This window comes from Photobacterium sp. ABD4_091 (assembly GCF_056160145.1).
The window spans coordinates 846,196-871,313 of the sequence record NZ_JBSWWQ010000002.1; the positions used below are offsets into that span (position 1 = coordinate 846,196).

A 25,118-nucleotide genomic window follows, 5' to 3' on the forward strand; every position below is an offset into this window, starting at 1 on the left:
GACAGTAATCACACAGTGCTAAATTTGGTTAGCTGGTCATTATACCACATTTCAAATCACTAGCACCTAATTGGTATAGATTTATTGCCTTTTCATAAAGATACCCTTGTCTACCTGCAGTGACACCTGTCACTGACTGTCAAACAGCGAAACTTGTCGCTAAATGACCTGTTATAACCTCATCAGCATAGGTAAAACATCCATGTGCGCAACAAGGAGTTTCTTTGCGCCATATTGTTTACCCATGAGCTCTCTATGGGTATTGACCTTACTGGGTTACCCCCATGCGAGATTCCTGCTTCTCGCATGGGGCTTTTTCATCATCGCTATCACTTGTCGCAAAATGACCTACACACATTCTGCCGTTTCATTTAGCTTGGACGCTCCTATATCCCAAGCAACGACAACCCCATAGAAATGAAGCCGATGAAAACCGAAACGCCTTGGAAAAAATTCCTTTTAGAAAAGGTACTTGAGCCTGCCGAAAGAAAAAAACGCAATCCTGGTAGGCCAAAGCAGTCTTTTACTCAACGCCGCCTAATGGCTGCCAAATCAAGATTTGGCGAGTTGGCACATAAGCACCGTTTTTTAATCATCGAGACTGGAAAGCCAGATATAGAACTTAAGTCACCACCGAAAAGCCGTGGAATTGCTGAAATCACTTTATATTACGAGGACTGTGTAGCCAGACTCGAAACCGCAGTTGCAGCCCTACAGCGGGTTAACGAAAATGCTACTTTGGATTAAGCCATATGAACTAGCCATCGGTTCAGTTTTCAGCACCTTTCTTGTGCTAACCTTCAGAAAAGATCCCCTCATGTAGGATACTGAATTAATGACACAAATTCGTAGCCATGCCATACCTACCACAGCTTTTGTGATTGTCACCCTGATCATCATTTGGTCTGGCTTAAATCCTGTGTTCCCGGATGTCTGGCTGGCGGAAATCATTCCGGTGGTTCTGATCCTAGCCCCTTTGCTCATTACCTATCGCTTTTTCCAGTTTTCTAACACTGCCTACATCCTGATTGCAATTTGGATGGCTCTTCACACCATAGGTGCCCATTACACCTTTTCCAATGTTCCTTTTAATTGGTTTAACGATTTGATTGGTTCCCAGCGAAATAATTTCGACCGTGTTGCGCACTTCTCGATAGGCCTTTATGCATTTCCAATTGCTGAGTTCATGGTTCGCAAGGGTCATTGCAAACCTTTTGTGGCGACTATTTTTGCCCTAGCAACGATTATGGCCATCGCGGCTGGCTACGAAATTATTGAATGGTGGTATGCAGCCCTAGCCGGTGGTGATGCTGGTATAGAGTTTCTCGGCAGCCAAGGAGATATCTGGGACGCACAAAAAGATATGTTGATGGATACACTTGGCGCAATCGCTAGTTTGTTGCTCTTTCATATCGTCAAGCCTTACCAGATTGATACACAACCGTCTGAATAAGAAAATGAAACGCCTACTAGTTCATGTATAAAGAAGCCCGCTTTTAGCAGGCTTCTTTATCATCGATTTTGTATCAACCTATCAGATTATAGGTCTGGATAACCTGTTGGGTTAGCAGACTGCCAACGCCAAGTATCTGCAGTCATATCTTCAATGGTACGTGTTGCTTCCCAATGCAATTCAGCTTTCGCTTTGGCCGGATCTGCCCAGCATTCTGCGATATCACCAGGGCGACGCGGGGCAATTTGATATGCTACCTCAACATTCGCAGCTGCAGAAAAGGCTTTAACCATCTGCAACACACTAAAGCCATTACCTGTACCAAGGTTATAAATATGCAGACCAGCTTCTTTACCTTTGTGATTCAAAGCTGCCAAGTGGCCATCTGCCAAATCAAGCACGTGGATATAATCACGCACACCGGTACCATCTACTGTTGGGTAATCATCACCGAAAACAGACAGGTACTCACGTCGGCCTACAGCGACCTGAGAGATAAATGGCATCAGGTTATTTGGAATACCCTGCGGGTCTTCACCCATCTCACCGCTTTGATGCGAACCTACCGGGTTGAAGTATCGCAATAGAGTAATACTCATTTCTGAGTGTGCTTTTTGAATATCGGTCAAACACTCTTCGACCATCAGCTTACTGCGGCCATATGGATTGGTCGCACTCGTAGGAAAGTCTTCAGTGATAGGCACACTCGCCGGATCGCCATAAACAGTAGCCGAAGAGCTAAAGATCAAGCTGTTCACACCAGCTGCACGCATAGCTTCAACGAGCACCAATGTTCCGTGAACGTTGTTATCATAGTATTCCAGCGGTTTTTCTACTGACTCACCCACGGCTTTTAACCCAGCAAAGTGAATAACCGATTCCACATCATTTTCAGCTAAAACCTTATCAAGGAAGGCACGGTCACGAATATCGCCCTGATAAAATGCTGGAGTAACACCCGTCAACTTTTCAATTCGAGCCAATACTGTTTTCTTACTGTTGTATAGGTTATCGACAATGATTGGCGTCATACCTGCTTCAATCATCTGAACACAAGTGTGGCTGCCAATGTAACCCATACCACCGGTGACGAGAACTCGCATGCTTTTCTCCCTTTGAGTGAGGATTTACTCAAACAATCTTAGTTAAACTGGGCATAAAGTATCATAACCATCTGGAAAATAAAGCAAGGATCACATTACATGTGCAATTTGCGAGCAATAATTTTTATACCCAAGCAACCTCAAGATGCATATTCAGCGAGAATTTATAAGCTTATAGACAAGGCATTGTTTTGAACATCTAGCGGCTCTAAATCAATAAACAATAACGCGAGATATAAGCTTAGAAAACTCGCCCTTCGGGAGGGTGTCAGCACATTCACTACTTCGTTGAAGCTTTTTGAAAGGGAGTGCCATTCCTGCAAACCTTCGCCTTGTATTGAATGCGCTGGCACCCCTCTGAAGTCCGCACCTTGAGGTAGCTTGGGTATACTACAAGCGGCAATAAAACAGCGTATAATAATTTTGTTAAAATTACTGGGGATGGAGGAGTTCTCATGCGCGCGCATTTAAACCGCCAATTGATTAAGTTTATTACCTTATTCCTTGCACTCTTGATGCTTAACGGTTGTGAGTTGGTGCAATGGAAAGAAAACCACGACCACGACCAACTATATGCCCAAGGCTTCCAAGAGCACACCCTAAGCCTGGAAGAAGGTGGGCAACTTAAATACTGGGTTGGCGGCTCGGGCAAACCTTTGCTGTTGATCCACGGTTTTGGTGGAACCGCAGTCGCGACCTGGAAAGAGGAAATGCTTGAGCTAAGCAAACATTACCGTGTTATCGCTCCTGATCTTGCTTGGTTTGGCCAGTCTTACAGCATGGGTCCCCCCAACCTGACAACGCAAACAAACACTATTTGGCAATTACTTGATGTGCTAGATATCTACAAAGTCAATGTTGCCGGCATTTCCTATGGTGGTTTCATTACGTATAACATGATGATGCAACCCGAACGAGTGGAGAAAGGTGTCATTATTGCCAGTCCCGGCCCCCTATTCAGCGATGCAGATCTTAATGAACTGTGTTTAAGGGCTGGTGTAGAGAAGCCAGAGCAACTTTTTGTCCCGAACAATAGCGATGAAGTCAGGCGCCTATTCGACCATGTTTTCTATGAGCCGCAAAAAATGCCTGATTTTGTCGCCAATCAGATATACAGCAGCTATTTTTCCCCATACAAAAAAGAAAAAGAGAAATTAATACAATCACTTGTTGACGATAGAGCCCGAATTGCCGGAGCAAACACCTCCAGCTTTCCACCATCCATGCTGATTTGGGGAGATAGCGATGAAATTTTCCCCCTCAAGAGTGGTGTCGCATTAAGCAAACACTTAAATTCGGCGCTTGTTGTGATACCAGAAACAGCACACGGCGTTACAAATGAACAACCGGACATGGTGACTAAACTACTGAAAATATTCATTAGTTAATAACACAAGCTAGGATTATCACAGATCAATTAATTACATTTTTTTCGATAAAAAATTAGACAGGGTTCTCACCTTCTATTAAGCTAACCCAGTCAATGCGCACGGTTGCGTATTGACTGGATATTTGCTTTACCTAGGGATAACCTTCTACCATGACTATGGTTTTTAAGAGCCACCAATTACAATCAAATAATCACGCCTATATCGAGCTAAGCAAAGAAACGCTTAAAAGGCAGCTATCCATTCTCTTTCCCGTTGCCGGCATCATTTTTCTTATCATTGCTTTTTCCTATTTCGTTGCCACCGGATCCCTCTGGCTCACAAGCCAAGCTCTTGCTGGTGCCGTGCTCTGCCAACTTCTAACGTCATTGAACAAACGCTATGAAAGCCCACGCTTATTCATCTGGCTTTTCATAATCTACACCACAACCAATTGTATCTACGGATTTTATACCGATGGTCCCAACCTGCTAAACAACACCATCGCACTCACTATCCCATTACTGTGCTTTTTTACCCTGAGGCACCAATACGCTTGTTGGTATAGCTTACTATTCGGTTTGTACTACGTTGCCATGAGTGCCGAGGAATATATTCAAAAACACCTTCAGATAAACGAAGCACTACAAAACATCAGTGCCTACGCAATGGTACTTGTGATGGCTTATTTACTGGCTCAGCATCGCAATGAAGCCATTAACCGTGTAAAGGTCACTGCAAAAACAGACTTCCTTACCGGCTTGCTCAATCGCAAAGGTATAGAAGAGCAATACCTTCACCAAGCCTATCGTTGTAACCGCTATTTGAAAGATTTTTCCCTAGTGCTTGTTGATATTGATGGGCTGAAAGACATTAATGATAGGTTTGGCTTAGACGTCGGTGATCAGATCCTCATCATGGTGTCGCAGTACCTAAAGCAACACCTTAATCCTGCAGATAGCTTAGCGCACATGGGGAGTGGCGAGTTTTGCCTGCTCTTGCCTGACACTTCGCAAGCAGAAACTGAAGGCATTGCCTTGAAACTTATACAAGAGATTAAAAACTGGCAGCTAGAATTTGAAAATGAAAAACAAATTTCGGTCACAATGAGTATTGGCCTAACATTAGTTGAATACCAGAACTTCAGCCTCGACTACATCAAAGCCGACAGCGCCCTACTTCGGGCAAAAAACTGGGGCAAGGATCAAATTGCGATCGGCTGACAAAGCACTTGGGTATACACTAGCAGCACATATAAAACGGGTAGTAAATGATGACAACAAAAACCCTTTGCCAATGGAAATGTTTCTCAGTTGAACAATCTAGCCACACTTTGCCCGATGGGAGAGAAATTGAATTTACCACCGTCATACATCCAGGAGCGGTGATCATCGTGCCTATTGATGAGGCAGGTAATTTAATTATGCTCAACCAATATCGTCCCGCGATTATGGATTGGATACTAGAGTTCCCTGCCGGCACACTGGAAAGCAATGAAGATATTTTAGGCTGCGCTCAACGTGAACTGGCTGAAGAAACGCAATTGAGTGCCCGACATTGGCATAACCTCGGTGAGCTTTTCCCTGTCCCCGGTTTCTGTGACGAGGTACAGTATTTATTCTTAGCGACAATGCTTAAGCCTTGCAAAGCACAATGCGACGATGACGAAGTTATCGAGGTAGTCAAAATGACACCGGCAGAATTTCTCAGCAAAGTCGCCGAAAACGAGATAAAAGACGCCAAGACATTAGCCGCTTTCCTCAAGCTTCAGGCTATGGGTCTCTTGCCTACATAAGCCTAGCGAATTGTAATGAAACATTACTAACAATAATGCGCTCTCGCATTTTTCTGTTAGCTGTGGCATCTTGCTGTCAATTACATTCTTATGATGATGCCAGCTATGAATAAACTCTTTTCACTTCTCAACAAGTTCGCTTCGATTGTTGCAATGCTAATGTTCGTTATTGGCGGTGGCATGGCGCTATTTGTGTTCTTTTATGGTCCTTAAGCAACATACTCATTTTTAAGGCCGCTACATCCGCATACCACCATCAATTTCTAGTACACGTCCAGTAAAATAATCATTTTCAAAGATATATTTTACGGCGTGGGCTATCTCGCTCGCTTCTCCCATACGACCAACCGGTATCATAGATTTGAGCCTTTCGATGGCCTCAGGTTTTAACTGCGTTGCCATCGCTGTTTCTACCACTCCTGGCGCAATAGCAGCAGCTCTAATACCATAACGAGCAAGCTCTTTCGCCCAGCAAACGGCCATTGTTGCAACCGCCGCTTTTGATGCTGCGTAGTTGGTTTGTCCAATATTGCCTGCTCTTGCGACACTAGATATATTGATGATTGCACCATGGCTACCCGCTTTTACCATGTTAGCGGCAGCTTCCCTTCCACATAGAAATGTCCCGGTGACATTGACATCCATGACGGTTGAAAACTGCTCAAGAGACATTTTCTCTATGATGTCATCTTTGGCTTTAACCAGTAGCCCATCTCTCAGCACCCCAGCATTATTTACCAAGCCATTAAGCTGGCCAAAGTCCTCCATGATATTTTCAAACACCGCGATGACTTGCTGCTCATGAGTGACATCAGCCAAATAAGTTAATGTTTTGGCACTGAGCATTTGGCACTGCTGTTTAGTTTCATGCAGTCCGTCTTCATTCATATCAATCAACGCGAGATCGGCACCAGCCTGTGCCAAACTTATTGCCATCATTTGACCAAGCCCTTGCCCTGCACCAGTAATGGCAATCACACTCTGTTTTAAATCCATATATCCCCCCAGTCGCAATTATTCTTTCGATTGCTTGCGATAAAACTCAAACAAACTAGAGAAGTCTTTTAATTCGTTTCCTTCCGCGTTATGAAAAGCATATAGATTACGGGCTAGCGTCCCCATAGGAATGGGCGATTGACTGCTTGTTGCAGCTTCCAGCCCCAAACCTAAATCTTTGAGCATTAACTTAGCCATAAACCCTGGCTGATATTGGTTCGAAGCAGGTGCTTTCTCCATAATTCCCGGGCATGGGTTATAGAGTTCCAGCGCCCAGTTACGGCCTGAGCTTTGTAGCATGATCTCTGATAACACTTTGGGATCTAATCCGTTATCCATACCCAAGCTCAATGCTTCACAAGTGCCTGACATTAAGATCCCCAACATCAAATTGTTGCAAATCTTCGCCATCTGCCCATCACCCGCCTTACCGGCATGAAAGATATTTTTGCCGACAAACTGCAATACAGCTTGCGCTTGCTTGAAACCATTTTCCGTACCTCCAACAATAAAGGTCAGTGTCCCTGCTTGCGCCCCAGCGACACCACCAGATACCGGTGCATCCACAAATTCAAACCCTTTGGAATGCGCTTCTTGGGCCACCAGCCGTGCAGAAGCCGGATCAATTGTGGATGAATCGATAAGGAAAGTGCCTTCATCAACCATTCGCAGCAAGCCAATACCACCATCATGTTCGCCAAGGTAAACCGCTCTGACATGCTCGCCTGCTGGCAACATAGTCATCACCGTTTCTGCCCCTTTGATACATTCTTCCATGGTACTGGCAACCGATGCGCCTTCAGCTTTCAATGATTCTGCCGCTGCGGTATTGATATCAAACACTGACACCTGACAACCGGCTTTGAGCAAGTTCAACACCATTGGGTTGCCCATGTTGCCAAGACCAATAAAAGCAATATTCATCATTATGCTCCTTCAAGTGAATCATCAAGACCCAGACGATATAACGGGTGTTCATTATCCGCCCACAGTGGGGTAAACAAAGTATCAATCACTGCAGGGTCAACACTGTCGATATTAGGGAAGAGCCATTCAGGTTGGTTAGTTTTCTCAATGAGCCGAGATTTAACGCCCTCATAGAATTCACCCAACTCTCCGCTGCGAACAGATAAAGTCAATTCGAGCCTGAAGCAATCAGCCAACGATTCATAATGGAATTGAGTGAGTTGACGGTAACAAATATGAGCCGTGATAGGGCTCCCTTCTTTTAGCGTCTGCTTTGCCCTTCTCAGCCACTTTCCTTCCCCTTCATCAACGGGTTCAGCCATGGCTTGAATTTGGTCGTAGATCTCCGATAAAGACCCATATTGGCAAGCTGATTGAATAGCCGGCAAAAACGGTATCAGCTCATTACTTGGGTGTGAGTACATGGCTTTCTTGCCGAGTTGTTCGAGCAGCTCAGTCACACCTTGGTGTGGTTCCACATCTTCCCAGCTCATTGCTTGAAGGCCTTCGAAAAGTGCTGCTTTCTGCTCTGGCAATAAAATATGCTCTGACAGCGACAAGGCAAGCGCATCGGTGGCATTAACGGTTGCCCCTGTTAACCCAAGGAATAAGCCTACGCCTTGCGGCAAATGATTAAGGAACCAAGTGCCACCCACATCAGGATATAAGCCAATACTAATTTCTGGCATAGCAAGCTTTGTCGTCGGGGTGCTGATCCTGTGGCTTGCACCGATATATAACCCAATGCCGCCCCCCATCACGATCCCCTGCCCCCATACAATGACAGGTTTGCTATAGGTATGAATGAGATAATCAGTCTGATACTCAACAGTGAAATAATCCGTCAAATAGCCAATTGCATGGAACTTACTATCAGGATGTTTAGAAGACTTTGCCTCATGCATAACGTGGTACATCGCCCTGACATCCCCACCCGCACAAAAGGCTTTATCACCTACGCCATGGATCACAACACCAACAATATTATGATCATCCTGCCAATGGCGAAGTGCCTCATTCAGCTCGACCAACATCTCGTAAGTAAGTGCATTTAAAGATGCGGGATTATCTAGTTCCGCCACACCAAACTTGAGCCCGCCACCGCAATCAAGTTCCCTGATATTTACCATGCCTGACATCTTCTTCCCCTTAAACTTGTAAATTCCCCTAAAACTTGTAAAGCGCCTCTAATTATTCGTTATTAGCGGTTCTTCCACTCAGGTTTGCGCTTATCTAAAAAAGCGTTCACCCCTTCGCTTTGGTCTTCTGTGTCAAAAAGCCTCATAAATAGCTCACGTTCTTTAACCAAGCCATGCGTCAATGGAGAATGGCGGCAATTTTGAATAAGCGCCTTGCACGCTGTCACTGATGACGGAGACTGATTTTCGACATCACTTGCCATTTGTCGTGCACACTCCAGTGCCTGGCCTGACGCCACCACTTCTTCAACCAAGCCGATTTCCAAAGCCTGTGACGCCGTCACTCTTTCTCCACAAAGGATAATCCGTTTTGCCCAGCCTTCACCGACTAACCAAGTCAGGTTTTGAGTCCCACCCGCACAGGGCAATAACCCAACTTTTGCTTCAGGCAATGCCAAGCTCGCATGTGCTTCTGCGATACGGATATCGCAAGCCAAAGCGACTTCTAAGCCTCCCCCCATGGCGTAACCATTAATGGCAGCAATGGATACCCCGCGAAACTGACTCAGGGTTTCAAAAGCCTCACCGAATGCCTGCGCCATACCTAAAGCAACCGCTTTGTCTCCGTCAGCAAACAGGTTTAAATCCGCACCAGCAGAGAAAAACTTCTCCCCTTGCCCAGTAATGATCAGTGCATAAACTGCCTTATCCTCATTAAGCTTAAGCACTGTATTCCTGAGAAGGTTAAGGCTCTCTTTTGTCCAGGTATTGGCTGGTGGGTTATTCATGGTCAAAACGGCAGTGTGGCCACTTATTTCAACGTCGATGACATTCTCTGAGTTAGCTTGGTCTGACATGAGGTCTATCCCTCTTGTTAAGCAATTAAAGGAGTCGGCAGCCTTCACTGAGTACCCGGCGGGCAATAATGAGCCGCATGATTTCATTGGTGCCTTCTAGGATTTGATGCACCCTGACATCTCGGAAGTAGCGTTCTAGCGGGTATTCCTTGATGTAGCCGTAGCCACCATAGAGCTGCAGGGCATGGTCACAGACTTTAAAGCCTACATCGGTAGCAAACCGCTTAGCCATTGCACAGTAAGCCGTCGCCTCTGGTGATTTTTGATCCAGCTGATAGGCGGCGTAACGCACTAACTGCCTGGCTGCAACCAACTCAGTTGCCATATCTGCAAGCTTGAACTGTACCGACTGAAAATCCGATAATTTTTCACCGAACTGCTTTCGCTCGCCCACATACTGGATAGCTTGGTCTAGCGCCTGCTGGGCAGTACCAATTGAGCAGGTTGCAATATTGATCCGGCCTCCATCCAACCCTTTCATTGCAAACTTAAAACCATCGCCTTCCTTGCCAAGTAAATGGCTAGTCGGTATTCGAACATCATCAAAGGTCACAGCTCTGGTCGGCTGACTATTCCAACCTAATTTGGGCTCTTTACGCCCATAGCTAATCCCTTTGGCATTTGCTGGGACAACAAAAGCCGAAACACCTGATGCGCCCTTTTGGTTGATATCCGTTCTTGCCATCACAACCAAGACATCGGTATCCCCCGCGCCAGAGATAAACGCTTTCGCTCCCCTAAGCACATAATCTCCATCTTGCTTTGTTGCTGTCGTTGCCAGGGAAGCGGCATCGGATCCTGCATTCGCTTCTGTCAGGCAATAGGAGCCCAAGCGGTCTCCTGTAACCAGCAACGGGCAATACTGTTGTTTGACTTCATCAGAAGCAAAACTGGCTATCATCCACGACACCATATTGTGAATAGTCATATAGGCTGTCGTTGAAGTGCAGCCCATCGCGAGCTGTTCAAAAATGATGGAGGCATCCAACCGAGGAAGCCCCATGCCGCCATGCTCTTCAGGGACGTACAGACTTAAAAATCCCATTTCGCCGGCTTCTTTGAGTACGTCTTTGGGAAAGGTTTGCTTTTCATCCCACAAGGCTGCATTTGGGGCGAGTTTGTCTTGTGAAAACTGATTAGCGGCATCAGCAAAGGCGCGTTGGTCTTCTGTCAACGAGAAATCCATATCAGCTCCTTATCAAAGGCTCTTTAGCGAAGGTGTATGGTCATATTTGGCCCGTCAGGAATGTCTTCATCAAACCAGCGTGCAGTCACCGTTTTGGTCTCGGTGTAAAACCGTACTGCTTGTTTTCCGTAAGCGTGCAAATCACCATAAAAGCTGCCTCTCCATCCAGTAAATGAAAAGAAAGGTAGAGGAACCGGGATCGGCACGTTGACCCCCACTTGGCCAACTTGAATTTGATGCTGGAATTTTCTCGCCGCCGCACCACAGGCCGTAAAAATAGATGTGCCGTTACCATAAGGGTTGTTGTTTATTAAGGTAATTGCTTCGTCTAGGGTTTCGACGGCAATACATACCAGTACGGGGCCGAAGATCTCCTGCTGGTAAATCGCCATATCCGTCGACACATCACTAAACAAGGTTGGTCCCAACCAATTACCATCTGGGTAGCCATCTACCTGACAATGTGAACCATCAACTTCACAGGTGGCACCTTGCTGCTTACCTTGTTCAATAAGGTTAAGCACACGTTGCTTAGCGGCTGGGCTGATTAATGGTCCGTACGCTGCATTACTATCATCGAATACACCCGGTTTGACTTTTTGCATCGCTGCTTTTAATTCAGGAATAATTTCACTGGCATTACCTACCAGCACAGCAACCGAGATCGCCATACAACGCTGCCCCGCAGCGCCAACCGAAGAGCCAACCAAGTGATTGACAACCTGATCCATGTTGGCATCTGGCATAACCACCATATGGTTCTTTGCCCCAGCAAACGCTTGAACCCGTTTAAGGTGCTGAGTGCCGGTTTGATAGATATGCTTCGCAACGGGTACTGAGCCGACAAATGATATGGTGCGAATTTCTGGGTGTGCCAGCAGATAATCCACTTGCTCTTTGCTACCGTGAACAATTTGCAGTACGCCTTTCGGCGCCCCGGCTTGTTCAAACAGTTCAGCTAGACGCATGGCTGTTAAAGGAACTTGCTCTGACGGTTTGAGGACGAAGGTATTACCCGCGGCAATCGCCATCGGGAACATCCATAGAGGGATCATTGCCGGGAAATTGAACGGGGTAATACCGCAACACACCCCAAGCGGTTGGATCAAAGAGTAGCTGTCTATATCACTGGCAACATTCTCAACGGTTTCACCCATCATCAAGTTGGCAATATTGGCTGCTTGTTCCACCACCTCAATCCCGCGCCAGACATCGCCTTTAGCATCAGCAAAATTTTTGCCGGTTTCACTGGAAAGCAGCTTCGCCAGATCATCATGATGGTCTTTTAATAACTGCTGATATGACAACATCAGACGGGCACGCTCGGGTACCGGTACTTCTTTCCATTGCTTGAAAGTTGCACCCGCGCTGGAAATAGCCGACTCTAGTTCAGATTCATTCGCACATGGAACATTAGCGATAACGGCGTTGGTTGCAGGGTTAGTCACCTCAATCCATTGATTAGATGACGAGCTAACGAATTCTCCGTTGATATACAGCGGAACAGGAGAAATAGGATTTGCATCGTTCATATCTGCCCCTCACTTATTTGTTACCGACCTCAATGGCAATAGCCGTCGCTTCCCCACCACCAATACAGCACGAAGCTATACCTCTAACCGGGCGTCCGATGCTCTTATGCAACCGGTTCAAACGATGGATCAAGGTAACGATAATTCTTGCCCCACTCGCACCAATGGGGTGACCCAAGGCGCAAGCACCACCGTCAGGGTTGACTCGCTCAGGGTCTATGCCCAGCTCTTTGGTCGCAATTTGAGTTACCACCGCGAAGGCTTCGTTTAACTCCCAGCTATCTACCTGTTCTGGCGACCAGGCGAGCTTATCCAATAACTGGCGAATGGCGTATACAGGCGCGATAGTAAATTCCGACGGAGCACGGGCATGGCTTGAATGCGCCGAAATAACAGCTAATGGTTTGTGCCCTTGCTGCCTGGCAAGATCGCCATCCATCAAAATAAGCGCTGCAGCCCCATCGGAAATAGAACTAGAATTACCCGCTGTTACCGTGCCGCCTTCAGCAAACGCTGGGCGTAAAACGGGTAATTTGGTGAGGTTTATTTCGTTTGGGTGTTCATCCCGGCTAACAACCACATCCCCCATCGGGTTTTCCACTTTAACGGGAATAATCTCGCTTTCGAACCAACCTTGCTCCTGAGCAATCAATGCACGCTCGACGGATTTAACCGCCCATTTATCCATGCTCTGGCGTGTGTAATGGCGCTCATCGGCTATCTTCTGGGCATAGACACCCATCAGATCCCCTTCATAAGCATCTTGCAAGCCATCGAGGAACATATGATCGTGCAAGGTGCTGTGGCCCAATCGTAAACCTGAGCGAATTTTGCTTTGCAGGTATGGGGCATTACTCATGCTCTCCATACCGCCCGCTACCACCGTTTGATTGGTTCCAACCAAAATCGCATCGTGGGCTAACATGACGGTTTTCATGCCGGAGCCACACACTTTGTTAATGGTGGTACAGCCGATATTTTCTGGAATACCCGCTTTTAGTGCAGCCTGTCTTGCTGGTGCCTGACCACAGCCGGCGAGCAATACATGACCCATTAATACTTCATCAATCATTTCTGCCGAAAGACCGGAATGCTGTAATGCGCCTTTGATGGCCACACTACCCAGCTCGGAAGCACTTAGTGACGATAGCTCTCCTTGAAAACTACCTATAGGTGTACGGTTTGCCGCGATGACCCACACTTCCTTACTCATAACAAAGCCCTCTTGGTGTGCTCTATCTCTGCAGGCGATTTCTTGACGTTTACGTAAGCATAGCACTAACATTTACGTAAACGTTAAGAAACAACTCTAATACACATTGCAGCTGTGAAGCCATTACCTAAGATTGGGGGCAAAGCAAGGTGGAAACGTTCAAAATAAGCGAGTTAGCCAGAGAATTTGACATCACCACCAGAAGCATCCGTTTCTATGAAGATGTGGGATTACTCCACCCCCAAAGGCAAGGCAGCACCCGGGTTTACCATCGCCGCGATAAAATCAGGCTCAAGCTCATTTTACGAGGCAAAAGGCTGGGATTTTCCCTGGCTGAAATAAGAGAGCTTTTTGATTTGTACGACACAAACCAAAGCTCTTCACAGCTCAATAAAATGCTCATCATCATTGATACCAAGCAAGCGGCCCTGCAACGTCAGCTTGAAGATATCAATGTCGTGATGACTGAACTTCAAATTGCCAAGGACAGATGCCATCAAGCGCTGAAGTCCCAATCCCCTGGCGAATAATACGAGCCCAAACTCGACGACTGGAGCGCTTATGAAAGATAGCTTCACCCCTTTAAATTATGGCCTAGGTGAGACCATTGACATGCTTCGGGAGCAAGTTAATGGCTTTGCAGAGCAAGCTATTCTCCCTTTAGCCACAGACATCGATAAAGACAATCAGTTTCCCAATCACCTATGGCCATTAATGGGTGAAATGGGGTTGCTGGGTGTCACGGTCAGTGAAGAATATGGTGGAGCAGATATGGGTTACCTTGCCCATGTGGTCGCCATGGAGGAAATAAGCCGCGCTTCAGCGTCTGTCGGGTTAAGTTATGGCGCCCATTCTAACCTTTGCGTCAATCAGATTTACCGCCATGGTACCCGTGCACAAAAAGCCAAATACCTACCAAAGCTGATCAGTGGTGAGCATATTGGCGCGTTGGCAATGAGCGAGCCCAATGCAGGCTCCGACGTGGTGAGTATGCAGCTCAAGGCGGATAACCAAGGTGACCACTTCGTCCTTAATGGTAGCAAGATGTGGATCACCAATGGCCCTGATGCCGATACGGTTGTTGTTTACGCAAAAACCGCTCCGGATGCAGGCTCACACGGTATCTCGGCCTTCATTATAGAGAAACAGCTTCCCGGCTTCAGCCATGCCCAAAAGCTCGACAAACTCGGCATGCGTGGCTCCAACACCTGTGAGCTGGTGTTTAATGACTGTATCGTCCCTACGGACAACCTACTCGGTGACCTCAATAAAGGTGTGCAAGTATTGATGAGCGGGTTGGATTACGAACGTGTCGTCCTCGCCGCCGGGCCGCTAGGGATCATGAGAGCCTGTATGGATCTCGTTTTGCCCTATGTGCATGACAGAAAGCAGTTTGGCCGCTCAATCGGCGAATTCCAGTTAGTCCAAGCCAAAGTGGCTGATATGTATACCCGAACCAACGCTGCCCGTGCCTATGTCTATACCGTTGCTCAAGCCTGTGATCGTGGCGAAGCAACCCGCAAAGATGCGGCTGGTGTCATTTTATATGCCGCAGAATTGGCCACTCAACTTGCACTAGATGCAATCCAATTACTCGGGGGCAATGGCTATATCAATGAGTTTCCAGCAGGCCGGCTGCTCCGTGATGCCAAGCTCTACGAAATCGGTGCTGGCACATCTGAAATACGCAGAATGTTAATTGGACGCGAGCTTTTCGAGGAATCTAAATAAGGAAAGGAAATGGCAATCATTAAGTCGACAGTCAATCGAGATGACACATTTTTCGCTAACAACTACAAAAATATGGCCGAAGTTGTCGATAAACTGCAGACAAATATTGAAGCCATAAAACTCGGCGGTGGTGCCAACGCACATAAAAAGCAACAAGAGAAAGGCAAACAGCCTGTAAGATCGAGGATTCAATCACTATTGGACGCTGACAGTGAATTCCTTGAAGTAGGTCAATTTGCGGCGTGGGATGTCTACGCTGAATCGATACCATGTGCAGGCATCGTTGCTGGTATTGGCCGCATTGAAGGGATTGAATGCATGGTGGTGGCCAATGATCCCTCCGTAAAGGGGGGAACCTATTACCCTCTGACAGTAAAGAAGCACCTCAGAGCACAAGAAATTGCCGAACGATGTCACCTTCCTTGTATCTATCTTGTCGACTCTGGCGGTGCCAACTTGCCCCATCAAGCCGATGTGTTCCCCGACCGTGATCATTTCGGCCGTATTTTCTATAACCAAGCCAGAATGTCCGCCAAAGGCATTCCGCAAATTGCGGTTGTGATGGGCTCTTGCACCGCAGGCGGAGCTTATGTCCCAGCGATGGCTGATGTCTCTATCATCATCAAAGAACAAGGCACTATTTTTCTAGCCGGCCCACCACTTGTAAAAGCGGCTACCGGCGAAGTCGTCACCGCAGAAGAACTTGGTGGTGCCTATGTCCACTGTAAAACATCTGGGGTTGCCGACTATTTTGCCAATGATGAGCAGCACGCATTGGAGCTGGCAAGGCAAGCATTAGCAAGCTGCTGCCTCTCTTCTTTTGCGCCTTTGGATCAAGCCGCAGCGGCTCCACGTTATCCTGCTGACGAAATGTTTGGCATTGTGGGTACCGATTTGCGCACACCATTTAATGTTAGAGAAGTCATTGCCCGAATTGTCGATGATTCTGCATTCGATGAATTCAAAGCCTTGTATGGAACAACCTTGGTATGCGGCTTCGCCAATATCTATGGCCAGAAAGTGGGGATAGTGGCCAACAACGGTATCCTGTTTTCTGAATCAGCACAAAAAGGTGCCCATTTCATCGAATTATGCTGCAAGCGAAAAATCCCCCTATTATTCCTTCAAAATATTACTGGTTTTATGGTTGGCAAGAAGCTTGAGTCAGAAGGTATTGCCAAACACGGAGCCAAAATGGTCATGGCGGTGGCATGTGCTGATGTCCCAAAGTTCACCGTCATAATCGGCGGCTCCTATGGTGCCGGGAACTACGGCATGTGCGGCCGCGCCTACAGCCCTACCATGATGTGGATGTGGCCGAACGCACGGATCTCAGTGATGGGCGGCGAGCAAGCAGCAGGGGTATTGGCTCAGGTAAACGGAGACAACAAACGACGGCAAGGCGAACAATGGACCCATGCAGACGAAGAAGCATTCAAACAGCCTATTCGTGAACTCTATGAGCAGCAAGGGTCGCCCTACTACGCCAGTGCCAGGCTTTGGGACGACGGCATCATCGACCCACGAGACACTCGCTATATCGTTGGTAGAGCGTTGCATGCAAGCCAAAGAGCCCCAATCAATGAAAGTACTTTTGGTATCTTCAGAATGTAGGGCTATAAATGAAGTGCGAGGCAAGTTTATGAATCAAATTATCAGTAATAGAACAAGCCCTAATTCCAACACCGAAAAACAGGATGTACTTTTTCATATTGATGAAAATGGTATTGCCACCATTACCCTAAATCGTCCCGAAAAGAAAAATGCCTTCGACAACCATACCATTGAGGCTTTACTCGCTATTCTGCATCAAGCGGAAGAAAGCACAGAGATTAAAGCCCTCGTGCTACGGGCAAACGGCAGCCATTTCAGTGCTGGGGCCGATCTCAAATGGATGCAATCGCTAGCCAATTTCACAATGCAAGAGAATATCCAAGATGCGGAGCGCCTTGCTGAACTGCTCTACCAACTCGATACTTTACCGTTACCGACTATCGCCTTGGTACAGGGTGCCGCCTTTGGTGGTGCTCTCGGCTTGATTTGTTGTTGTGATATCGCAATAGCCAGCAAAAATACCCAGTTTTGTTTGAGCGAAGTAAAGCTAGGGCTGGTACCAGCCACAATATGCCCGTATGTTTGCCGAGCTATCGGCCAACGCCAGGCAAGGCGATACATGCTGACTGCAGAGGTTATCAGCGCTTATGAAGCCAATGCACTCGATATCATTCATAAACTCGTCCCGACACCTGCTGACTTCAGCCAGTGCTTGGATGCACTGCTAAAACAGATCACTGCTAACAGCCCCAACGCTGTCCGGAAAGCCAAAAACCTTTGTCACCTCTGCGAGTCTGAGGATTTAGATGCGTCATTGCGGAAAAAAACCTCTGAGATAATTGCTGGACTTAGGGTATCTCCTGAAGGGCAAGAAGGAATAAGCGCCTTTTTGGAAAAACGTAAACCCAACTGGAAAATGGCTTATGATTAAGCGGCCTGATTATTCAAACGACTTTCCCGATAAAGTGACCCTCTTTGAGGTCAGCGCACGTGATGGCCTGCAGAATGAAACGCCGCTGCCAACTCAAACCAAGGTTGATTTTATTAACCTACTGTCTGAATCTGGGCTAAAACATATCGAAGCAGGGTCGTTTGTTTCCGCAAAGCGGGTTCCGCAAATGGCAGACTCCCTTAACGTCATGCGAGCAATAAATCGTCATGACGGCATATCCTACTCTGCCCTTACGCCAAATATACAAGGTTTTGAAATCGCCCTCAGTGCCCAGGCCGATGCCGTTGCTATTTTTGGCTCAGCCTCTGAAGGCTTCAGCCAACACAACATCAATTGCTCTATCAGTGAAAGCCTCAAACGTTTTGAACCTGTAATGGCGTTAGCACAGCTACACAATATTCCGGTAAGGGGTTACCTCTCGTGTGTTATCGATTGCCCTTACGACGGGGCTACCCAACCTAACCAGGTGCTAGACGTCGCGAGAGCGCTGATTGATATGGGGTGCTATCAAATTTCCCTCGGTGATACTATCGGTACAGGTACTCCGTTTCAGGTTGCCAAACTCATTGAGACAATCAATGCTCACATTCCAAACGAAAAACTTGCGGTGCATTTTCATAATACATGGGGACAAGCCCTACCTAATATCTACCAGGCCTTGTCGATGGGAGTGAGTACTATTGATGCCAGTGTCGCAGGTTTAGGCGGGTGTCCCTACGCACCAGGAGCAAGCGGTAACGTAGCCACTGAAGACGTCGTTTATCTTTGCCATCAACTTGGAATCGAAACTGATCTTGAAATAGAGAAACTAGCACAAGCTGGTTGGATGATAAGCCAAGCGCTAGGTATTAGCCCTCGTTCAAATGTCTCCTTAGCAATGAAAGCTAAAAAACTGCAATAGTTTCTATACGCTTGATTTGGAGCCATAAAAAAGTGGTAATTACCCGTGAAATGATAATTACCACAAACTCACCATAAACCGCATTCTACCTATCGGTGCAGCTCGACTTGCTAATAGGTTTCAGATCGAAGGAATCGTTGCTCTGCCTCGAGTTCATTTACTGCTCGCCAGAGCTTCTGCTCTCGCTCTTGTAATTTGTCATGCAATACGCTGCCAGGCTTAACCCTCAGCATTTCACTCGGGCCAATAAACTGATCAGCCTCATTGTTAAATAGTTGCCTGAACTCTTCCATTGTCGGTAAGCGGTTGTTGTCCTCCTCAAAAGACTCAAAGATATCAACGACTTTATGTGACACATCCCTTTTGATCCCTTCAACATCGACACTATCCATCAGCTTCTCCAATTTTTTAGTCTGAGGTGTTGATCAATCTAGACACCTAAAGTGTAGCTGAAGATGTTTAATTTATTCACTAATAGGAAAATCATGTGCAACAAAATATTCTGTATACTAAAGTTATGTTTTGTATAAATTTCACCCCAATCGAACACCTTACATATGATGTCTACATCCTATTTTGTTTTAAAATTTTAGAATCAGATCTCATTTTCATAAAAACACATTCTTAGTCTGTCATCGATATATCTGCAGTCTATACTTATCAGTGTGGATAATTTCTTATTCGTCATGTAGTTATAGGAGATGTGGGATGTGGCTGTACTCAATTATCTTTGATTACATACGCAAGCCTATTTCCTTTATGGCAATCCCTTGTGCAATATTCTTTACTCCACTAAGTATTTTAGCTGGTGAAGTAAAAGAAGATGCCTATGACATTCATTACGATAGATTGCATTCTGATCTTAATGACGAAGAGACTTTTCAAGATTGGGTTGACGACACCCAAGATTTAATTTCAGACTCGGTACACGACTATAGTTCATACATCGATCACTTAATATCCAAAGACGACGATGAACTACCCATGCTGAATAACAGCTATCTCAAAATCAAGCTCAAGGGCCGTTACACCCACAGGGAATACTTTGACCCTGACGGCAGTGTGAAGCTCAAAATTGACCTTCCCCATACAGAAAAAAACTGGAAAATTATTCTCGATACAGACCCATCAGATTTTGACCGCCTAGAAGATAAGCAACGTGGCATTAGCGACCGTTCGGATGACGGTTTGTCTGGTGCCCTTGGTGGGTTTCGCCTTCAGGGGCAACAATTAGGGAAATGGAAAACCAACCTTGATCTTGGTTTGAAAATAAAACTTCCACTTGATCCATTTGTACGTGCAGATTTAAGGCGAGTCGATAAACTCAGCCATACCTGGACTAGCCGTATCAAGCAAGAAATATTTTATTTCGACTCACGTGGCCCAGGTGCGCTTACTGAACTGGATTTTTATTTTTCATCCCTAGAAGACCCAACAACTATTTTAAAATTAGGCTCAAGTGCTCAATATTTAGATGACGATGATAACTGGGAATTTGTACAGCTAGCTGAGATATATGACAGAATTAATGATGATAATTTATTGAGGTATGCAATTGGCATAAGTGCTGACTCAACACCTAATTACTCCATCACCAACTCGTGGCTAGAAGTTGGTTGGACACATCGTTTGTATAGTAATTGGCTCTATATGACTATTACCCCTGAGCTCGATTTCCAGCATGAATTTCAGTACAAAGTGAATCCCGGCATCATGGTTGAATTAGAATTATTTTTCACTGCAAACAGGGGAATTGACAGGCTAATGCGGTCTATTCCTTTACCGACAAATTAATAAAATCACAAACATAAAAACTCGGTAAGCCCTTTTCAGACTAACCGAGTTAAATATTATTAATTTGCTTTATTCCGTTACAGATCTATTTCCCACCGGGAAAGTGGGTTCTCTTGGCTTATCCCTTTCCTTCCCCAGCGATCGATACTATCGATCTCAAGCACTCGCTCAGGGTTGGGCAACTGGGCTATAAGTGTTTTACTCAGCTTACGTGAAGTCAGAATCCATACACTGTCATCTTCATTCATCGTCTTCAATAGCGCTTGTTTTTCTTCTTCAGTCCAATCCAGCTCAGGTTTGGTATATCGACCGACAACAAACAATTGATTCCCTGCGGCAAAATCTTCAAGTTCTTGGGAGAGCAAAATCACTGTATCAACTTCAGCATCAAACAGCGCTGCTTGCTGCTTGTTGATGAGAGCACGAATATCGATCATCAGCTGCTGTTGGTTTCCAGCAATCTTGTCTGCATGCTCAGGCCACAGCTTCTGAAGATCCTGACTAACAATCGCTGCCATTCGAGTCAAGTTGGACGGATTAAGCCAAGGGAATGGTGACAAAGCGCCGCTATCTAAACGCAGTGCCGCTACCCCTTGCGCCCTTGGTGAAATAGACTGTGAAGCATCAATTTCTACGATACAGATGTTACCCTGCCGTGCATGTACATAAAGCGGTTCCTGCGGCCATACAGCGCCAATGGTCACAACAGCGGTTGCTTTTGCACCGGCCACAGCAGTCGCTTCAGCCCCTTTACTGGAAAACCAGTTTGGTAACCGCATCATACCGTACCGCTTTGGCGGCAAGTATTGAGTTTCGAGGCCTGTCCCTTTCGTCAGCTCGCTCGAGATCATGTAAGTAACCGGAGTCGCAGTCAGGATATCTTTAGCCTCCGCGATCGCCGTTGAAAACATTACTGAGCATAGCCCAAGCAATCCCATGAGTTTTTTCATCTTTGTGTTCATTTGAAATCTCAACTCTGTGCTAGCTTTTACGTACAATGCGGTAGCTTGTCACGACCAAGAAGAAGAAGGCCGATACAATAATAATTGCCGCACCAGACGGTACTGGCATTTCTAGCTCCATCGGTAAAATCGTACCGACTAAACAACTTACCGTTGCAAGTAACGCTGACACCAGCACAAAATCACCCATATTCTTAGTCATCAGGCGAGCAGTCGCGCCAGGGATCAGTAATAACGCGCCAACTAGCACTGCACCAATAATTTTGACAGAAGCGATTGTGACCAGGGTGATCATCATGACAAACAAGTAGTCATAGAAGTGTGTTGCATGACCGCGAACGCGGGCAATATCCGGGCTAATGCATGTCAGGAGAATGCGGTTGAAGGTTGGGATCAGCACCAAAATAATCAACACGCAACTCAATCCCAGAATCATAATATCTTGGTCGGTGACCGTTAGGATCGAGCCAAACAGCACATTCTCTAGCATATGGATATTGATCTTGCGCGCAACGTACATCAGCAATGCCGCACCCACGGCAAGAGCTAAGGCCAAAAATACCCCAACCAAGGTATCGTAAGGTACATTGGTGCGATTCCTGACAAAATGCAGCAGTAACGCAAACACCATACAAAAACAGAACAAGCCAATAATAGGGTTTTCAGGTGGCTCGCCCAGTAACACGCCCAAGGCAATACCGGTTAACGCAGCATGGCCAACGGCCTCGGAAAAGAACGCCAGCCGCTTGGCTATAACCAAAGTGCCCAAACCACCTAATAACGGGCCTACCAGCAATGCAGCCACAACCGCATTAACGACAAAAGCATATGAGAAGCTTTCACTTAACCAGCCGGCTTCAACACCAGACAATGCCAATTGGCGAATTGAATCCATCATGCTGCTTTACCTTGTCTCACTATCGCGTCATTGTTTGAACAGGAATAATGATTAAATAGCCTTTCGACTTTTTCAGGAGTCAATACATCCTGCACCGTGCCGCTATCAATCAGCTGGCGGTTAACAACATGTACCTGGGCTTGAAGGCGCCTTACGGCAGAGACATCGTGGTGCACAGCCAATAAGGTTTTACCTTCAGATACCAATTCCAAGATCAGCGATTCCAAATAGCGGACTCCTTGTTCGTCCATGCCTGTAGTTGGTTCATCCAATACAAGCAAATCAGGGTTATCCAACAAGGCTTGGGCAAATAAAACGCGTTGCTGCTCGCCACCTGAGAGCTGCCCCATCCGGCGGTCCGCACGCTCCGCCATTCCCACACGGTCAAGTTGTTCAAGAGCAAAGCTACGTTGCTTAGACAAATTACGCCAACGCGCCCAAAACAATGGTGTTCGGCTCTGGTTGAGTAAAATAAAGTCCATGACCGTTAACGGTAAGCTTGATTCAAATACCGCTTTCTGTGGTACATAACCTACTTTACCCTTGCTATCAGGCCAGTGAATATTGATGTCACCGGTAAACGGCGTTAAACCTAAAATCGATCGCAGCAGCGACGTTTTGCCACCACCGTTGGGTCCCATGACAACGTGGCATTTGCCTGCTTCAAATTGGTGGTTTATGTCATGAAGGATTTGATTGTCGCCATACTGCAAGTTGACGTTCTGAAGTGAAATGCTCGGTCCGGCCATTAGCTTACCTTCCCTTTGGCAACAAACTGCATGGCCTCGATTAAGGTATCAAGGTTTTCTTTCATTTCCTTTTCTACCTTGCCCGCTTCATATGGGCCGTGCGTCATATGCGAAAAACGGTATAGCTGGACGCCTGTTGCCTTCTCAATAGTATCAACATAGCGGTTAGGCATGTTCAGTTCATAGAACAACACATCGGTGCCAGATTGGCGGATTTTTTCGATAGTCTCTTGAAGCTGGCTGGCACTAGGTTCTACACCGTGCGCAGGTTCTATGACAGCAGCAACATCAACACCAAACTCCTGCAGCAGGTAACCATACGCATTGTGCGTAGTAGCCACGACCATACCGCTAGTGTCCAAATCACCCAGTTTAACCATCGCCTCGTGTTTGAATTTACGGAAAGCGATGGAGTATTTGCGGGCATTAGCTCGATAGAAGCGTGCATTTTCAGGGTCTAGTTTGGATAGCTCATTGGCAATGGTATAGACCTTCTGAATCGTAGTAGAGAGGCCAACAAAGGTATGAGGGTTCACAGCACCATCCCCTACCGATTGCCCCATCGCTGGAAGCAAAGGCACATCTTTGTTTGCCTCGATAACGACCAAATCTTTGCGGTTTGCTGCGGCAATCACCTTCAATGCAAAATCATCATGGCCAATACCATTTACCACAATGACATCCATTTGTTTCAAGCGGCGCAGATCATTTGGCTGGGGCTGGTAGTTATGAGGGTTAAAACCGGCATCAACAAGGGGAGTGATATTGGCTTTGTCTCCAACTACAGCCTTAACGTAGCTATAGTAAGGCTGCAGCGTGATACCAATGTTGATTTTTTCAGCGGCATAACCCTGTGCCGATACAGCTAGCATCAATGCTGCTGATAAAAGCCCTTTTAGGCTGATATTTACTATTTTCATCTTTTATTCCAAATAGTCGGTTACTAGCTATTTAGTGGGAATGCTGTTGCTTGTTTTCTATAAAAGAGACTTGAAACCAACCAGATTTCGCCAGTGCTGAAGAGGTGAATAAAGAAGGTGTTTCAATAGCACTTTCAACCGTGAATGATGTAAACCAGATATTAGGTTCATTCTCTAAGCAAATTAGCAGCACCGCCGTGAAAGTGTCGTCAGAATCGTTTTCCTCCGGTACACCTAAGTACACACCGCCTTCAACGAGCTGCCAGTGATGACGGCCTTTGTGCTCCCAGCTTTTGTCTTTGATAAAAGGGGGTAACCAGAGAGATTCTAATTCTGCCACCTGTGGCCAGAGCGGGTCATCAGTGGAAATTTTATCTGCAGGAAGTAACTCTGAATTATCATGAAACACATTCCGGATTTCCTCATGAGCCAGCCGTAGCTCGGCTATCATAGAGAGTTCATTTGCAGCCATATCCTTGATTGAAACCTGATACGCCTCAAGGTCGAGCTCACTATGGCCGGCTTGGTGAAAAGGCAATGAAAGAAAACCGATAGCTAAAATAACCGCAATTGCTAGGGCAACCCACTTGCCTTCGGTACCACCGTCATCTGCTTTTACTGCTTCAGTGATCATTTCTCTTCAATCTCGACAACATCGACTTCAACTGGGCTTTCATGCCCTGCATCGAATACCAGGTAAAAGTCATCTTCAGGCATTGAGAACTCAGCAATAGAGCGTTTATCTGTTGTCACACGGTCAATTAGATTGTCTTCGTAATCAAACATCTCGACGTCATAGTCAACCGCTTCACTGCCATCACTATATCCAGCTTGGCATACCACCTTTTCAGCTTCGAACCAGCAGTTCATTAAAGGGAAATGTGCGTAAGCACTGCCAACATTCATTAAGCTCGCGGCAACAACTGCACCAACAAGTAGGTTTTTGGGGAATTTCTTCATTACAATTTCATCTCAAGAGGAATGGCCTGCAACGAGGTACAGGCCATAACGATTGCTTTTCTGCGCTATTCTAGGGGCCTAGATCTGCAC

General features: G+C 46.3%; 27 protein-coding genes. 12 read left to right on the forward strand and 15 right to left on the reverse strand.

The annotated features are described in order from the left end of the window. The first annotated feature begins 426 nt into the window (after positions 1-426). Positions 427-747, forward strand: a complete 321-nt coding sequence (locus ACXAGQ_RS18145; protein WP_475255713.1) for a hypothetical protein — start codon at positions 427-429, stop codon at positions 745-747. A gap of 88 nt (positions 748-835) precedes the next feature. Then, positions 836-1,453, forward strand: coding sequence for a DUF2238 domain-containing protein (locus tag ACXAGQ_RS18150; protein ID WP_475255714.1), 618 nt, complete (start codon positions 836-838; stop codon positions 1,451-1,453). 86 nt (positions 1,454-1,539) lie between these two features. Here the strand turns inward: ACXAGQ_RS18150 and galE are convergent, their stop codons facing one another. Continuing rightward, entirely contained in the window at positions 1,540-2,556 is a 1,017-nt protein-coding gene (gene galE / locus ACXAGQ_RS18155; RefSeq protein WP_475255716.1) for a UDP-glucose 4-epimerase GalE, read from the reverse strand. Positions 2,557-3,011: 455 nt separating this feature from the next. On the opposite strand from galE, the gene ACXAGQ_RS18160 reads away from it, so the two are divergent. From ACXAGQ_RS18160 to ACXAGQ_RS18175, 4 genes are all read left to right on the forward strand, one after another. After that, a complete protein-coding gene (locus ACXAGQ_RS18160) occupies positions 3,012-3,944 on the forward strand; it encodes an alpha/beta fold hydrolase (RefSeq protein WP_475255718.1) in 933 nt (310 codons plus the stop codon). Between the two features lie 152 nt (positions 3,945-4,096). Then, a complete protein-coding gene (locus tag ACXAGQ_RS18165) occupies positions 4,097-5,146 on the forward strand; it encodes a GGDEF domain-containing protein (RefSeq protein ID WP_475255720.1) in 1,050 nt (349 codons plus the stop codon). Between the two features lie 50 nt (positions 5,147-5,196). Then, a complete protein-coding gene (locus ACXAGQ_RS18170) occupies positions 5,197-5,718 on the forward strand; it encodes an NUDIX hydrolase (protein WP_475256622.1) in 522 nt (173 codons plus the stop codon). 105 nt (positions 5,719-5,823) lie between these two features. Continuing rightward, positions 5,824-5,931: a 3-ketoacyl-ACP reductase gene (locus tag ACXAGQ_RS18175; RefSeq protein ID WP_475255722.1), complete on the forward strand. Its 108-nt coding sequence runs from the start codon at positions 5,824-5,826 to the stop codon at positions 5,929-5,931. 24 nt (positions 5,932-5,955) lie between these two features. On the opposite strand, the gene ACXAGQ_RS18180 is transcribed toward ACXAGQ_RS18175, so the two are convergent. The 7 genes from ACXAGQ_RS18180 to ACXAGQ_RS18210 all read right to left on the reverse strand — a co-directional run bounded on the left by ACXAGQ_RS18180 (position 5,956) and on the right by ACXAGQ_RS18210 (position 13,607). Continuing rightward, positions 5,956-6,714, reverse strand: a complete 759-nt coding sequence (locus tag ACXAGQ_RS18180; protein ID WP_475255724.1) for an SDR family oxidoreductase — start codon at positions 6,712-6,714, stop codon at positions 5,956-5,958. A gap of 18 nt (positions 6,715-6,732) precedes the next feature. Beyond that, positions 6,733-7,641, reverse strand: a complete 909-nt coding sequence (mmsB, locus tag ACXAGQ_RS18185) for a 3-hydroxyisobutyrate dehydrogenase (RefSeq protein ID WP_475255725.1) — start codon at positions 7,639-7,641, stop codon at positions 6,733-6,735. Next, positions 7,641-8,819, reverse strand: coding sequence for an enoyl-CoA hydratase/isomerase family protein (locus ACXAGQ_RS18190; protein WP_475255727.1), 1,179 nt, complete (start codon positions 8,817-8,819; stop codon positions 7,641-7,643). Before ACXAGQ_RS18190 ends, mmsB begins: the two co-directional genes overlap by 1 nt. 62 nt (positions 8,820-8,881) lie before the next feature. Then, complete coding sequence (locus ACXAGQ_RS18195) at positions 8,882-9,676, reverse strand: enoyl-CoA hydratase (RefSeq protein ID WP_475255728.1); 795 nt, start codon at positions 9,674-9,676, stop codon at positions 8,882-8,884. Between the two features lie 25 nt (positions 9,677-9,701). Next, complete coding sequence (locus tag ACXAGQ_RS18200; protein WP_475255730.1) at positions 9,702-10,862, reverse strand: acyl-CoA dehydrogenase family protein; 1,161 nt, start codon at positions 10,860-10,862, stop codon at positions 9,702-9,704. Between the two features lie 23 nt (positions 10,863-10,885). Next, the gene (locus ACXAGQ_RS18205; RefSeq protein ID WP_475255732.1) at positions 10,886-12,394 is read right to left on the reverse strand and encodes a CoA-acylating methylmalonate-semialdehyde dehydrogenase; all 1,509 of its coding nucleotides are present in this window, start codon (positions 12,392-12,394) and stop codon (positions 10,886-10,888) included. Positions 12,395-12,407: 13 nt separating this feature from the next. Continuing rightward, positions 12,408-13,607, reverse strand: coding sequence for a thiolase family protein (locus ACXAGQ_RS18210; protein ID WP_475255734.1), 1,200 nt, complete (start codon positions 13,605-13,607; stop codon positions 12,408-12,410). Between the two features lie 149 nt (positions 13,608-13,756). On the opposite strand from ACXAGQ_RS18210, the gene ACXAGQ_RS18215 reads away from it, so the two are divergent. The 5 genes from ACXAGQ_RS18215 to ACXAGQ_RS18235 are packed head-to-tail and all read left to right on the forward strand — an operon-like array spanning position 13,757 to position 18,745. Next, positions 13,757-14,137, forward strand: a complete 381-nt coding sequence (locus ACXAGQ_RS18215; RefSeq protein WP_475255736.1) for a MerR family transcriptional regulator — start codon at positions 13,757-13,759, stop codon at positions 14,135-14,137. A gap of 31 nt (positions 14,138-14,168) precedes the next feature. After that, complete coding sequence (locus tag ACXAGQ_RS18220; RefSeq protein ID WP_475255737.1) at positions 14,169-15,338, forward strand: isovaleryl-CoA dehydrogenase; 1,170 nt, start codon at positions 14,169-14,171, stop codon at positions 15,336-15,338. A gap of 9 nt (positions 15,339-15,347) precedes the next feature. Then, entirely contained in the window at positions 15,348-16,952 is a 1,605-nt protein-coding gene (locus ACXAGQ_RS18225) for a carboxyl transferase domain-containing protein (protein ID WP_475255739.1), read from the forward strand. Positions 16,953-16,980: 28 nt separating this feature from the next. Further along, positions 16,981-17,823, forward strand: coding sequence for an enoyl-CoA hydratase-related protein (locus ACXAGQ_RS18230; RefSeq protein WP_475256623.1), 843 nt, complete (start codon positions 16,981-16,983; stop codon positions 17,821-17,823). Continuing rightward, a complete protein-coding gene (locus tag ACXAGQ_RS18235) occupies positions 17,816-18,745 on the forward strand; it encodes a hydroxymethylglutaryl-CoA lyase (protein WP_475255740.1) in 930 nt (309 codons plus the stop codon). Before ACXAGQ_RS18230 ends, ACXAGQ_RS18235 begins: the two co-directional genes overlap by 8 nt. Before the next feature lie 110 nt (positions 18,746-18,855). Here ACXAGQ_RS18235 and ACXAGQ_RS18240 read toward each other — a convergent pair whose 3' ends face one another. Then, positions 18,856-19,137, reverse strand: a complete 282-nt coding sequence (locus ACXAGQ_RS18240) for a hypothetical protein (RefSeq protein ID WP_475255741.1) — start codon at positions 19,135-19,137, stop codon at positions 18,856-18,858. Positions 19,138-19,453: 316 nt separating this feature from the next. On the opposite strand from ACXAGQ_RS18240, the gene ACXAGQ_RS18245 reads away from it, so the two are divergent. Further along, positions 19,454-20,539, forward strand: coding sequence for a hypothetical protein (locus tag ACXAGQ_RS18245; protein ID WP_475255742.1), 1,086 nt, complete (start codon positions 19,454-19,456; stop codon positions 20,537-20,539). A 77-nt stretch (positions 20,540-20,616) separates the two neighbouring features. On the opposite strand, the gene ACXAGQ_RS18250 is transcribed toward ACXAGQ_RS18245, so the two are convergent. The 6 genes from ACXAGQ_RS18250 to ACXAGQ_RS18275 are packed head-to-tail and all read right to left on the reverse strand — an operon-like array spanning position 20,617 to position 24,974. Next, positions 20,617-21,501: a metal ABC transporter solute-binding protein, Zn/Mn family gene (locus tag ACXAGQ_RS18250; RefSeq protein WP_475255744.1), complete on the reverse strand. Its 885-nt coding sequence runs from the start codon at positions 21,499-21,501 to the stop codon at positions 20,617-20,619. A gap of 19 nt (positions 21,502-21,520) precedes the next feature. Continuing rightward, positions 21,521-22,396, reverse strand: coding sequence for a metal ABC transporter permease (locus ACXAGQ_RS18255; protein ID WP_475256624.1), 876 nt, complete (start codon positions 22,394-22,396; stop codon positions 21,521-21,523). Beyond that, positions 22,396-23,148, reverse strand: a complete 753-nt coding sequence (locus ACXAGQ_RS18260) for a metal ABC transporter ATP-binding protein (protein WP_475255745.1) — start codon at positions 23,146-23,148, stop codon at positions 22,396-22,398. Before ACXAGQ_RS18260 ends, ACXAGQ_RS18255 begins: the two co-directional genes overlap by 1 nt. Then, positions 23,148-24,068, reverse strand: a complete 921-nt coding sequence (locus tag ACXAGQ_RS18265; RefSeq protein WP_475255746.1) for a metal ABC transporter solute-binding protein, Zn/Mn family — start codon at positions 24,066-24,068, stop codon at positions 23,148-23,150. Before ACXAGQ_RS18265 ends, ACXAGQ_RS18260 begins: the two co-directional genes overlap by 1 nt. Before the next feature lie 31 nt (positions 24,069-24,099). Further along, complete coding sequence (locus tag ACXAGQ_RS18270; RefSeq protein ID WP_475255748.1) at positions 24,100-24,702, reverse strand: DUF6162 family protein; 603 nt, start codon at positions 24,700-24,702, stop codon at positions 24,100-24,102. Next, on the reverse strand, positions 24,699-24,974 hold the full coding sequence (locus tag ACXAGQ_RS18275; protein WP_475256625.1) for a hypothetical protein: 276 nt from the start codon (positions 24,972-24,974) through the stop codon (positions 24,699-24,701). The genes ACXAGQ_RS18270 and ACXAGQ_RS18275 overlap by 4 nt, the downstream gene beginning before the upstream one ends. Positions 24,975-25,118 lie beyond the last annotated feature (144 nt).